This is a genomic window from Proteus sp. G3927 (genome assembly GCF_963894685.1).
In the GTDB taxonomy this organism is placed as follows: domain Bacteria; phylum Pseudomonadota; class Gammaproteobacteria; order Enterobacterales; family Enterobacteriaceae; genus Proteus; species Proteus mirabilis.
Genome location: NZ_CAWQGX010000009.1, coordinates 43,790 through 56,684, shown reverse-complemented (window position 1 = coordinate 56,684; position 12,895 = coordinate 43,790). Strand labels below are relative to the sequence as shown.

Annotated in this window: 12 protein-coding genes; 3 read left to right on the top strand and 9 right to left on the bottom strand. The window is 38.3% G+C overall.

Features of this window, described 5'->3' with window-relative positions; genetic code table 11:
• Positions 1 to 49: 49 nt before the first annotated feature.
• Positions 50 to 397: a BON domain-containing protein gene (locus tag AACV00_RS02380; protein WP_004245644.1), complete on the bottom strand. Its 348-nt coding sequence runs from the start codon at positions 395 to 397 to the stop codon at positions 50 to 52.
• Between the two features lie 408 nt (positions 398 to 805).
• Complete coding sequence (gene prfC / locus AACV00_RS02375) at positions 806 to 2,395, bottom strand: peptide chain release factor 3 (protein WP_004245645.1); 1,590 nt, start codon at positions 2,393 to 2,395, stop codon at positions 806 to 808.
• Positions 2,396 to 2,764: 369 nt separating this feature from the next.
• Between prfC and abiEi the strand changes: the two genes are divergently transcribed.
• Positions 2,765 to 3,301 (top strand): type IV toxin-antitoxin system AbiEi family antitoxin, encoded by a 537-nt coding sequence (gene abiEi, locus AACV00_RS02370; RefSeq protein ID WP_004249304.1) that lies wholly within the window; start codon positions 2,765 to 2,767, stop codon positions 3,299 to 3,301.
• Positions 3,291 to 4,211, top strand: a complete 921-nt coding sequence (locus AACV00_RS02365; protein WP_161680206.1) for a nucleotidyl transferase AbiEii/AbiGii toxin family protein — start codon at positions 3,291 to 3,293, stop codon at positions 4,209 to 4,211. Before abiEi ends, AACV00_RS02365 begins: the two co-directional genes overlap by 11 nt.
• 311 nt (positions 4,212 to 4,522) lie before the next feature.
• On the opposite strand, the gene rimI is transcribed toward AACV00_RS02365, so the two are convergent.
• On the bottom strand, positions 4,523 to 4,969 hold the full coding sequence (rimI, locus tag AACV00_RS02360) for a ribosomal protein S18-alanine N-acetyltransferase (protein ID WP_004245652.1): 447 nt from the start codon (positions 4,967 to 4,969) through the stop codon (positions 4,523 to 4,525).
• Entirely contained in the window at positions 4,938 to 5,348 is a 411-nt protein-coding gene (locus AACV00_RS02355; protein ID WP_004245653.1) for a DNA polymerase III subunit psi, read from the bottom strand. Before AACV00_RS02355 ends, rimI begins: the two co-directional genes overlap by 32 nt.
• Positions 5,349 to 5,477: 129 nt before the next feature.
• On the opposite strand from AACV00_RS02355, the gene rsmC reads away from it, so the two are divergent.
• Complete coding sequence (rsmC, locus tag AACV00_RS02350) at positions 5,478 to 6,491, top strand: 16S rRNA (guanine(1207)-N(2))-methyltransferase RsmC (RefSeq protein WP_017628533.1); 1,014 nt, start codon at positions 5,478 to 5,480, stop codon at positions 6,489 to 6,491.
• Between the two features lie 120 nt (positions 6,492 to 6,611).
• Here rsmC and AACV00_RS02345 read toward each other — a convergent pair whose 3' ends face one another.
• The 5 genes from AACV00_RS02345 to AACV00_RS02325 all read right to left on the bottom strand — a co-directional run bounded on the left by AACV00_RS02345 (position 6,612) and on the right by AACV00_RS02325 (position 12,870).
• Positions 6,612 to 6,875, bottom strand: a complete 264-nt coding sequence (locus AACV00_RS02345; RefSeq protein ID WP_004245657.1) for a DUF1435 family protein — start codon at positions 6,873 to 6,875, stop codon at positions 6,612 to 6,614.
• 182 nt (positions 6,876 to 7,057) lie between these two features.
• Positions 7,058 to 7,600 carry a GNAT family N-acetyltransferase gene (locus tag AACV00_RS02340; RefSeq protein ID WP_004245658.1) on the bottom strand — a complete coding sequence of 181 codons (543 nt, stop codon included), beginning with the start codon at positions 7,598 to 7,600 and terminating at the stop codon, positions 7,058 to 7,060.
• Positions 7,597 to 9,234, bottom strand: coding sequence for a Na/Pi cotransporter family protein (locus tag AACV00_RS02335; RefSeq protein WP_161680208.1), 1,638 nt, complete (start codon positions 9,232 to 9,234; stop codon positions 7,597 to 7,599). The genes AACV00_RS02340 and AACV00_RS02335 overlap by 4 nt, the downstream gene beginning before the upstream one ends.
• A gap of 427 nt (positions 9,235 to 9,661) precedes the next feature.
• Positions 9,662 to 11,101 carry an alkaline phosphatase gene (gene phoA, locus AACV00_RS02330; protein WP_161680210.1) on the bottom strand — a complete coding sequence of 480 codons (1,440 nt, stop codon included), beginning with the start codon at positions 11,099 to 11,101 and terminating at the stop codon, positions 9,662 to 9,664.
• Positions 11,102 to 11,310: 209 nt separating this feature from the next.
• A complete protein-coding gene (locus tag AACV00_RS02325; RefSeq protein ID WP_337247489.1) occupies positions 11,311 to 12,870 on the bottom strand; it encodes an alpha/beta hydrolase-fold protein in 1,560 nt (519 codons plus the stop codon).
• Positions 12,871 to 12,895 lie beyond the last annotated feature (25 nt).

Below are 12,895 nucleotides of genomic sequence, written 5' to 3'. Positions count from 1 at the left end.
AGGTCATTCTTTTTAATCACTAATTAAAATAAATTAAGTCGCTATTAAGTTAGCCTTGAATATTCACTGATGATTCAACGCTTTTTACACCATCAATTTTTTCAATGATCTGAATGATTTGTTTTTCCTGCTCTGCATTTTTAACAAAGCCGGCAACTGTAACATGACCAAATTCAGTACGAATTGAAAGTGATCCACTGTCAATGGAGGGGTTAGGTAATAGTGTTTCTTCGATTTTTTTCGATATTGCCGTATCACTTAATTCATTGTTAACATTACTGGTAGTTTTATCAATTTCGTTATACCACGATGTCTCCGCAATAGTTGCTGTACTTATCATTGTCACTGTCATACCCGTGACTAGCGCTAATACTAATTTTATTTTTTGTTGATTCATTGCTTCCCCCTGCTCATAAATTAATCATGACAGGAAATGTGTGTATTTTTTATCAAATTATTAACAAGTACTTCAGTTACACTACTAAGTTATGAGTAGCAAATAAAGTAATAAATAGTAAATAAAGATAACTTTTTGTAATTTTAATCTGAAAAATAGCCTTTTATATGTAAAAAGTTTTTATTTTATTTATACAATGAGTATAAAAATATCATTATTAGGATAGCAGAGAATAGAAAGAGTAATAGCTGATTAAAGGGTAGTTTTTATTAGAATATCGACGGAATATAAATAGTATAGATAAGATTATTGAGTAAACCTAAACAGATACTGGAGTTGATTTTACAATACATCATTGTGAAAAAAGCCATAAAAAATATGGCTTTTTATATGATTTATAACAGAAAATTAGTGTTCACGCGTTTGATGGAACTCAATATCAGGATAGCGTTCACGGGTTAAATTTAAGTTAACCATCGTTGGTGCAATATAAGTTAAGTTATCACCACCATCTAATGCCAGATGTTGCTCATTTTTACGCTTAAATTCTTCGAGTTTCTTTTCGTTACTACATTCAACCCAACGAGCCGTCGATACATTCACTGATTCATAAATGGCTTCAACGTTATACTCACCTTTTAAGCGTGCAACCACGACATCAAACTGTAGCACCCCAACTGCGCCAACAATTAAATCATTATTAGCTAGGGGTCTAAACACCTGTACCGCACCTTCTTCAGATAATTGCACCAGACCTTTTAACAATTGTTTTTGTTTTAGCGGATCACGCAGACGAATACGGCGGAATAATTCCGGAGCGAAGTTAGGAATACCGGTGAATTTTAACATTTCACCTTGAGTAAAAGTATCACCAATTTGAATGGTACCGTGATTATGCAGGCCAATAATATCACCAGGATAAGCATGCTCAACATGAGAACGATCCCCTGCCATAAAGGTCAATGCATCTGAAATCACCACATCTTTTTTCGTGCGTACTTGGTGCAGTTTCATCCCTTTATCATACATGCCTGACACCACCCGTAAAAAAGCAACACGGTCGCGGTGTTTGGGATCCATATTAGCTTGAATTTTAAAGACAAAACCCGTGAATGTCTCTTCAGCCGCTGTCACTTCTCGCATATCAGTTTGACGAGGCATTGGCGCTGGCGCCCACTTCACCAAACCATCAAGCATGTGATTAACACCAAAGTTACCTAATGCGGTACCAAAGAAAACCGGAGTCAATTCACCCGCTAAGAAAGCTTCATGATCAAACTCATGTGATGCACCTAACACCAACTCTAGCTCATCACGTAATTGAACGGCTAAATCATCACCAATCGCTTCATCTAACTCAGGATTATCCAACCCTTTGATTACTCGTGAGTTTTGGATAGTATGACCTTGGCCTGTTTGATAAAGATAGGTTTCATCTCTTAAGATATGGTAAACCCCTTTAAACAGTTTTCCACAGCCAATCGGCCAAGTAACAGGACTACAGGCAATTTTTAGCTCAGTTTCAACTTCGTCCATTAATTCCATCGGATCACGAATATCACGATCCAATTTATTCATAAAGGTCAAAATTGGCGTATCACGTAATCGAGTCACTTCCATTAATTTACGGGTACGATCTTCGACCCCTTTTGAAGAGTCAATGACCATTAAACAACAGTCAACGGCAGTTAAAGTACGATAAGTATCTTCAGAGAAGTCTTCGTGCCCTGGGGTATCAAGTAAGTTAACTAGACAATCAGCGTAAGGAAACTGCATAACAGAAGTGGTAATGGAGATACCACGTTGTTTTTCCATTTCCATCCAGTCTGATTTAGCATGCTGATTTGAGCCACGCCCTTTTACTGTTCCTGCACGTTGGATAGCTTGTCCGAATAACAACACTTTTTCAGTGATGGTTGTTTTACCCGCATCGGGGTGGGAAATAATGGCAAAAGTTCTACGGCGAGCAACTTCTTGCTGAAAAATAGGATTAGACATCAATAGTGATCTTCTAGTTGATAAACAAGTGAATGCACTGCACTGAGATATTTCTATAACGACTTATTAAAGTGACTATAAAGCACATTCACCCGTAAGTTAATCTTAGTTGGCGCTTATTTTCGCCTATCTTGGCTTTATAAACAATCAATGGTTATCTATTTATTCTCAGCATTGTGCCAATGCTCTGTTGTCGTTGTTTGCAATCGTTGTTTTTTTAGCTGATGAACATCCTTTTAATCCTCCCCATAAATAAAGTAAACAAATTTGACCCTTTTTAGTGTCATTTTTGTTTACTTGATTCACACTAAAATTAAGTATACAGTTATGACATGTTTAAGTGTTATTTTTGATAACTAAAGGTGTGTTGTGAAAAAGATTGAGGCAATTAAAAAGCTCTTAGAATATGACAAGCGCGGTCGCTGCGTTTTTACTAATTCAGATCTGGCCAACATCTTTCATCAAGATAATGAACGGGCATTGCGTGCAGGAATTAAACGTTTGCAAGACGATGGCTTACTCACTAGGATCATTAATGGTGTGTACTTATACAATTTAGCGCAGTCAAAAGGCAGCGATACGTTGGAGCAAATTGCTAAAACTATTCGACGTGGGGAATATAACTACATTAGCTTGGAGTCTGCCCTTTCTGATTTTGGTGTTATTTCGCAAATTCCAGTAGATCGCTTAACTGTTATGACAACGGGACGTTCCGGTGAATTCAAAACGCCTTTGGGTACAATTGAATTTACACATACAAAACGAGCTCCAATCGACATTATAGAGAATACCACTTTAGTCGGCAGACCACTTAGATTAGCAACAAAACAAACTGCATACAGAGACTTAAAACGAGTCGGCCGAAATACACATTTAGTAAGCAAGGAGGAACTATATGAAAATTGATCAAGAAAATTTCGCGCTATTGGTGAATAAAGCAATGCAGGTCGGAAATGTATCTCACATGCGTTCCGTGATAGAGAAAGAACTCTTACACTACGATATTTTATTTGCGCTAGAAAAAGGTGGACTTCTAAACAAACTGACTTTTCAAGGTGGCACTTCATTACGTCTTTGTTATGGTGGTAATCGTTTCAGCGAAGATCTGGATTTTGCTGGCGGGAAGGATTTTAGCTCAGCAATGTTGGCAGATATGAAACATTGTATAGAAAAATACATTGGCGAACGATACGGGCTAGAAGTAACAGTAAAAGAACCAAAAGATCTAAAGCAAGATCCTAAATATTCTGAATTGAGCATTAATAAGTGGCAAATAGCAGTAGTGACTTCTCCTGAGAGAAAAGATCTACCAAAACAAAAAATCAAAGTAGAAGTGGCAAACATTCCAGCCTATACAAGAGAGCCCCAACCTCTGCAAATAAACTATGATTTTTTGCCTGATGGATACAGTGATATGCTAATTTTGACAGAAAGTTTGGATGAAATCATGGCGGATAAAATCATTTCTTTGCCAGCCACTACAAGGTATGTCCGCCACCGAGATATATGGGATTTAGCTTGGTTACAGCAACAAGGCGCGACACTCAATATGGACTTAGTTAAAAATAAGGTATCAGATTATAAACTTGAGCACTTCAACAAAATGTTGGAAAACTTTCTCGAACGACTTCCTAGTATTGTATCTAGTGAAGCATTCATTGCAGAAATGAAACGTTTCTTACCAACAGATGTATTTGATAGAACCCTCGCTCAGGATAAGTTTCAAGTTTACCTGCAAAATACTTTGGCGAAACTATTTAAAACTGTGAGTAACGAATTACTAGGCAAGGTCACTAATAGTGAATTTAGAATGTAAATTAATAAATGGCTCAACTTGATGGGATTCACTTCAGTATTTTCCTATCTTAATAGGCTTTTTATAAACTAACGATAAATTTAAGAACTAAAGTAAACATGCGTTTTACTTATTTTAACGCCCTTCATATTGTCTTTATTATTCTCACAATATGTTTTACTAAATACCCCTTGTAACTAAAGTAAAATTATTCACCAAAATATCCATTAGGTAAAATTTAAATAAAAGAATAAAAGTCTACTCACTTCACATAAAATAAAAAAAGACGCCTAATAGAAGACGTCTTTAATTTAACTTAAATAAGTATTTAATTAGAATTTAATTGGATAAGCCATGATTATCGCATCTTCTTTTCCCGTTGCTGTTGGATAATAATTCTTACGTACAGATACTGAATTAAATCCTATAGATTCATAGAGATTAGATGCTTTTTGATTGGATTCTCTTACCTCAAGCCATAATGTAGCAATATCTTTTCTTTCAATATTATCAATAAGTTCTAATAACAATGCTTTTCCATAGCCTTTACCTTGATAATCAGGATGTATCGCGATATTAAAAAGCGTTGCTTCATCTAATATTAATTGCGTAATAGCAAAACCTACCATAATATTATCAATGCAAATTTTTAGATTAAAATAATGATCACCTTGGTTACTATAGAATGTTTCTTCGCTCCAAGGGAATGAATGACTTAGTTTTTCAATTTCCCATGCTAAAGGTAAATCAGCAGGGTTTAATGGGGAAATGGTCTTCATGTTGATAGATTTGTTTCCAAAGATCGCGTTTTGCATTGGCATCAAAATATAATTGATGTAATGAAGGGCTTCTCAGAGAAGTATATTGAGCAGGTAGAGTGATATCAGTACCTAATAGCCAACAGGCTGGTGTAAATGATCCTGTGAGCAGGCTCACATCCTCTGAGGTAATACAATAGATTTCACTTTTATCTATTCCCATAGTGCTAAAAATATCAGAGAAAAGCCCGTTATTTAGATCAACAACATCATCAGTAATGATAAGTAAACGAGTGGTATCCGGAAATTGCACAGAATGTTCGCCTTTTAATACAGCAGGCTTACGAAGTACCCATTGACGAATTCCAAGTTGGGCTAACATTCTGTCTTTACGGCTCATGATATTTACCTATCAAGTGTAGAACAACGGTACATAGTATCAGAGGGCATAAACTACGCCAATAAATAGCGTCAGTTTCTTTATATCTGATATCATGCGTTTTATGTTTTTTAAGGAGTAATAATCATAATGTCCTCATTGTCCCCTGCCAGCGAAGTTATTCTTCGTCATCTAGATCATTTCGCAGACAGGCACGTACTCATAGCAGGTGATCTTCAAGACACGCTAGCATCACAAATTCAGGCCAAAAGTGTTAGAGCCTATACAAATCAATATCACCAGTGGCTACCGCTACTCAAATCCATGGGTGATAATGCATTTTTTGGTTTAGCGGCAGATCAATCATTCGTAAAATATTGCGACACTTTGATTTATTTTTGGCCTAAGAATAAGAATGAAGCAACTTTTCAGTTACGTAGCTTATGCGCAAGTTTATCTGTCGGGACTGAAATCTTCATCGTCGGCGAAAACCGTAGTGGTGTAAAAAGTGCTACGGAATTAATGAATGGTATAGCAAAGCTAAAAAAAATAGATTCAGCACGTCGTTGTAGCCTCTTTTTTGGTTCACTAACCTATCAAACACTCTTTGATCGAAATAACTGGTGGCAAACTTATCGTTATGACGATTTAACGGTGATGGCATTACCCGGTGTTTTTAGTCAAACCGCATTAGATGAAGGCAGCCGATTATTACTCTCTACATTTGATGATACAATGGTAGGTGATTTACTGGATATGGCCTGTGGTTGTGGGGTGATTGCCACTGTATTAGGCAAGAAAAACCCGATGTTAAAACTCACACTCTGTGACGTCAATGCAGCCGCTATTTCATCCAGTATTGCCACGTTAAACGTTAATGAATTAGAAGGACGGGTTATTGCAAGCAATGTCTATTCTGCGGTAGAAGAAACTTATGATTGGATAGTCTCTAATCCTCCTTTCCATGATGGCTTAGGTACCAGCTATCAAGCTGCAGAAGACATTATTCGTCTCGCGCCTAACTTTTTGAAAAAAGGCGGTAAACTGCGTATTGTTGCCAATGCTTTCTTACCTTATCAAGATATTCTTGATCACGTGTTTGGCTCTCATGAAGTGCTTGCATCAACAGGTAAATTCAAAGTTTACCAAGCAACCAAGAAATAGTAATCACTAGCACTATTATAAAAACCGCCAGTAATTGATTTTTCAACTACTGGCGGTCTTCTGTATTTACTTCCTTCCTTTTTATTATCAGCAGGTTATCGTGCCTTTATTTACGGTTATCTACCCATGATAGGTTAAAAAAAAGGTCATTAAGCTATAGGTGATCACAACGCCGGCGGGGATCATCACCCACATTTGTAATTTCTTATGAAATAACATAATGGTAGATAGCAACATAGAAATGACAAGAACCAATGTAAATGCTGCTGTTCCTGCAATAGAGTGGGTGATCACAGTAAATAACGAAGCAACGGCCAACATTTCCCATAAACTAATACGAGATGTCCAAGAAGAGACAGAGGAGATACGTGTTGATTTAGCCATGAGAGTCACCATTCGTTAATGATAATGATTTTCATTATTATATAACACATTGGTTAACTCAATGTCTATCAAGAAAAAAAGTAGCCATACCCTTAATTTTAAAGAGGTTAAACAAAAAACGCTTTACCGCTGCCAACGATAAAGCGTTTTAGAGTCATCAAATGATGATGTAAAATAAGTGATTAATCTTCTTTATTAAAATTAAGCACTAAATGAATATCTTCAGGCTCTCTTTCATAAAGCTCAGTATCAGGCACATCAATTAAACGACAGCCCATATGCTGATAAAAATTAACACTATTTTCAGAAGGCGTTGAGGATATATATAATCCGCTAGCCCCTTTTTGCTTCGCATATTCCACACAATAATCAAACAATATACGGGCTAATCCTTGCCCACGCTGCTGGTGGCTAATATGTAAGAAAGAGAGCTGTAACAAGGTGTTATCTTGGCCTCGCCACTGTGGATCAACACTAGCAGCAGCGACTAACTTGTCATCTTCAAAGACTCCCCAAAAAGGGGCACCGCGCTCAGCACTTTCAAGTAAAACAGGGGTATAATGTTCTGCCTCACCTTCAGGCCAGCCTTTCATATCAAAACGCTGTTCAGATAACACCAATTGCCCTTGTTGTAAAACATATAGCCTTTCAATCAGTTCTGTTCTATCAATTTCCCAAACGCGAGGGATTTCATTATGTGTTAATAGACGAATATTTTTTTTCATTGTTGAAGATTAACCTGTTCTGAAGAAGATCCGCTCCGCTCTAATGCGTGGTAAGCCACTGCACAGAATAAGGAGTTCAACCGTTTCATATCACCCAACAAACTGGTATGCAGCGAACTGGTTTCAATACTTTGCATATTATGCAAATGAAGACGTTCTACATGAGCAAACGAGTAACGTTGGTTGAGTAAACGGAATCGATGTTTTGCTCGGCGTAATTTACGCGCATGCTCCATATTGCCGGAAACAAACACCGACATCGCCAGATTCAGATTACTTTGCAGACGCTCAAGGAGTGTCTGTAATTCACGACGTCCTTCCTCCGATAAATTTAAGTGATGATCTAAACTTTTATTCACCACCTCACCAGACATACGCGCTATGATAGCGGAAGATTGTTGCAAATTCATCGCGGTATCAATAATTTCTGCCCAGCGACGAGAGTCTTCAGTACCAAGATCATGCTGCTGAATTTGTGCCATATACAATTTAATACTGCTATGGAGCAATTCCACTTCCTCTTCTAGCTGGCTAATCTCCCTTTTTTGCAGACGATCCCCTTCCATTAAGGCTTGAAAACGTTGCAACATCTGTTCAACCACATCCCCTAACCGTAATGTCTCTCTGACTGCATTAGCAATAGCTAAAGAGGGAGTATCAACGGCGGATGGATCTAAATAACGAGGTGCAACTTCTGTCCCAGTAACCGGTAATTCCGGCACTAATTTTTGACATAATTTCGCCATTGGCCCCACAAACGGCAACATCAACACACAGCGCACTAAGTTATAAATCACATGAAAATAGATAATCACTTCCGCAGGGGAAAAATCATATTGTTGGATTTTTGTCGCAATTAGGGTGATCCACGGCAATACCAGCAAAGCGCCAATTAATTTAAAAAACAGACTCCCTATGACGACTTGACGTGAACTAATACTTTGACCACGACTACTGATTAATGCCAACAATCCACTACCAATATTAGAACCAATAACAATACATAAACTAATATATAAAGGCATAAAGCCTGTTGCACTTAATGTTGCGGTAAGTAATACCGCCGCTAAGCTTGAATAACTGACCATCGCAAAAATAGCGCCGACCAGTAGTGCTAAAATCGTATCCCCGCTCAAAGAGGTAAAAATAGCTTGTACTGCACTGGCATGGGTTATCGGCTCAGCAGAAGCCACAATCAGTTGTAATGCTAAGATAATTAAACCAAGGCCTATTCCCACTCTACCCAGTTGCCCGATACGCTCTTTTTTACGACTTAAAAAAGTCATGACACCCAGTAAAATCAGTAACGGTGATAACCACGAAAGATCGAATGTCAGCACTCGCGCCATTAGCGCTGTACCTACATCAGCCCCTAACATAATCACCAAAGCGGGTGTAATAGAAATAAGACCTTGAGTGACGAACGAAATCACTAGCAATGCCGTAGCATTACTACTTTGTACTAAGGCAGTAACACCGACACCTGCAAGAAAAGCATTCGATTTTTTATTAATACTTTTACCTAAAATTCGGCGTAAATCAGAGCCGAACACACGCATAATACCGGTGCGAACAATATGTGTTCCCCAGACTAAAAGTGCCACGGATGAAAGTAAATGAAGCAGTGTTAGCATAGAAATTAGTCACCTTATTTTTTATCGTTGTTTATTGGCTCATTTCTCCTTCAATGCCATAAAAAAGAGAGAGATCCTACGCAGATAACCATATCTGAAAAATGATTTTTATAGATAACGCCCTAATCAAAACGACGTTATTAGGCAAAAAGATATTGCGACTTAAGTGCAATAATCAATGGAGAAGTTAAGAATAGTATAAGAATATCATTGTAAATTCTGTTAATTATAGCAAACAAAAAGTAACTTTCAAAATCAGACTGTAAATAACGTCTTGATTTATTATCGTTTTCTTATTTTTTGTAAAGAAATCATAGAAAAAAACGCGACTTGAGGGTATCTCTCTAAGTCGCGTGAAAATACAACAATTTTAGTAAGACAATTCAACTACATTTCAGACAGACTACGATTCGGTGACCTTATTAGATTATTTCAATCCCATTGCATCACGCATAGTAAAGAAAAGATCTGTTTGGTCTGTTAACCCCACGACATTAGCAGCATGTGGACCATAAGCAGCAACGCGTAATTGCGCGCCAGTATGCTCTTGTGAATCCGTTTCTGAGTTACCATAATTCACCACCATGACAGCGCCATCTTTGGTAATCAATGCTTGTGTTAAGCCACTTGATTTCACATCAGCTTCAATAATTTGACTAGAGTGAGCGTGATCTGCGGTCACTATAATAAGCGTATCACCATTTTGTTTAGCGAAATCTAAACCAATTTGTACCGCTTCATCTAATGCCACCGTTTCACCAATTTGACCACAAGGATTAGCATTATGATCTTGTTTATCAATTGAGGCGCTTTCGACTTGTAAGAAGAAACCATTTTCATTCGTTTTCAGCAAATCAATCGCTTTTTTGGTCATTTGCGCTAATGTTGGTGCATTCGGGTCTAATTTTGAATTCGGTTTACACTCTAAAGGAGGATTCTTTAAATTACCTTGATAAGTGGCTTTTGGCCCTTCCCAAGCGACGGCCATATTACCGTCATGAAATAGACCTAACACAGGTTTGTCTTGATTTGCTAGCGTAATCGCCTCTAACGATTTAGCATCTTTCACAATTTGATAGCCACGCTCTATCGCTTGTTGCTCGAGCGTTTTCCCTTTATATTCACCGGCCGTTGCTGTTTGAGCAAAACTTTTCGCGCCTCCTCCCAGTGTAATATCGGCACGAGTCACTAACAATTGCTCAGAGATTGAACCTCTACCGCCATTTTCTAGCGCATTCGTTGAGCATTTTGCTAACGTTTCTACAGGCCCATAACACTTACGCCCAGTAACATGTGAAAATAGCGCAGCCGGTGTTGCATCTTGGATTTCAGAGGTAGTGACATTCCCCGTCGCTTTACCATTCGCTTTTGCTAATTCCAAAATCGTTTGGTGATCTTTACCAAATACATCAATCCCTAATGCCCCATTATAGGTTTTAACCCCTGAAGCCCATGCTGTTGCTGATGCGGCCGAATCTGTTACATAATTAGGTTTTTGTGTTTTTCTATCTAAAGAATAATGAGTATATTGGCCGGTCATCGGTAACGCATCAATTCCTTTAAAGAAGCCACCAGCCCCTTCGGCATAGTTACGTGCTACCGTTATCTCAGAATCCCCCATCCCATCACCGATAAATAGGATCACATTTTTAGCTTGATGATTATTAAGTGCTGCTTTTAATGCTTCAGTTTGATCTGAGGTTATACGACGAGCACCACCAAATTCCGTAATATTACCTTTTGCTGCGCGATCTTGCGCCAAAATAGTATCGGCAGTGACGGGGGCTGCAAAAGAAGAGAAACTCACGCTTGTAAAGAGTGTTACGACGACTACAGATAACGCAGAACGTTGATAACGTAGAGACATAGCTTTTTCCTTGCACGCAAAAAAATAAAGAATTTTGGGGTTTATGTTTTAAGTCACAAAGAGCTTACGAGAGTAAAATGACAAACAGATGAAAGAAAAAAGCGATTTAGATGACAGCTTTATGGCAAATAAATGACAAATTAGCCTAAAGAAAAAGGATGTGTAGTTCACCACCACTCACATCCCTTTAAGATAAAAAAGATGAATAATTAATCGTTAGTTAACGCTTTTGTGCCAATATAAAGCGCCTCACACCAAGAGATATAATCATGCCCGCTCGCCATCTCTAGCGATTGCACAGGATAGCCCCTTTGCTGTAAAACCTGCTTTAATTGGCGATTATTATTTAATATTCCTCCAGTGCCTTCACGAGACTCAAATAACCCAGCCTCTAAGAAAAACTGTAATGGTTTTTTATCCGCCTGTTGATATTGGCGAATTAACCATTCTGGGGCTTCGTTTTCTGGCGCCCACCAATAAGAGCCGGACATACTAAGCACTTTCCCAAAGCGATCAGGACGGTTAAATGCCACCCATGCAGAGGCTAACCCCCCATAGCTTGAGCCTGAGACTATAGTTTCCTTAGCGGCTACTTGCAGGCCTTTCTCTTGCTCTAACCAAACCAAAAGTTCATCCGCTAAAAAGCGGTGAAAATCAGGATTAGGTGGTAATTCAACACTACGACGATCACTATCGATACTATCGACAAATAAGATAGCAATAGGAGGTAATTTCCCCTCTTCAATCAACTTATCAAAAAACCGGTCTATGCCATATTGTTGGCGATAAATTTGTCCATCAAATAGCACCAATAGCCGCGGTGTCGTCATTTTCTGTGCGGGTAAATAAAGCGCAATCTCTCGATCATTATTTAAAATTTCACTATGAAAACGACTGATTGATGTATTGCCATTCATTGCCCTATCTAAGATATCTGGCAACTGGCATTCACGGGGATAATCAAGTGACAGCAATGAAAAGTAATTATAGCGATCGTCCGCTTTACTTGGTGAAGGGTGAAGATTAAAAGGATCGGCCTGTGCCGTCGTTAAAATAGCACGGCGCTGCTGTGCAGCTGTTGCATTTTCAATGACTGGCACATCTGGTGCTAATTTATATTGCATTAATGTATCGTTAGGCACGATATAACTACGATACCAAATATCACTATTGGCTAAACGCGTTAACGGATCATGATCACCTGCAGGCGATCCCAATAGATATACATTAGATTGCGCACCTTGCCATAAAAAAGTCACGCGCTTGTTATGATTATCGTAAGGTTCAACAAGGGGAGTTCCCTCTTGCTGTATCTGTTGCCAGAATAACTGTATATTGCTGGCGGTGAGATCTTGTGCCAGCATTTGCAATCTAGGGCTAGTTAATGCTATACCCGCATCTTTATCTAAAGGCTGATAAGGGTATGTTTTCAGTGTGATATGCCACTGTACCCCAACTTCTCTTTGGGCAATAAACTGATAATTTGCCGTTTCAGGTAATAGGAAGCGTATCTTTTGTTGTTGTCCATCAACGGGCACATCTTTTAATAAGCGACGAATATGAGTGCCATCTTGGTTTGCTAATTGCAGATTTTGTATACCTTTAACATCTAACTCAGCATAACGCTGGCTCTGTAAATGTGTAGAAAAACAGAGTGCCTTATCGTGATTAAACTGGCCTGTTATTTCTTTATTTTCTGTTATTGATAAGCAATTGGCGAAACTAGAAAAAGAGGCCATCAATGCGCAGATCATTAGAGGAGTTCTCACTGTATGTTCTCATTATAATTTAGGT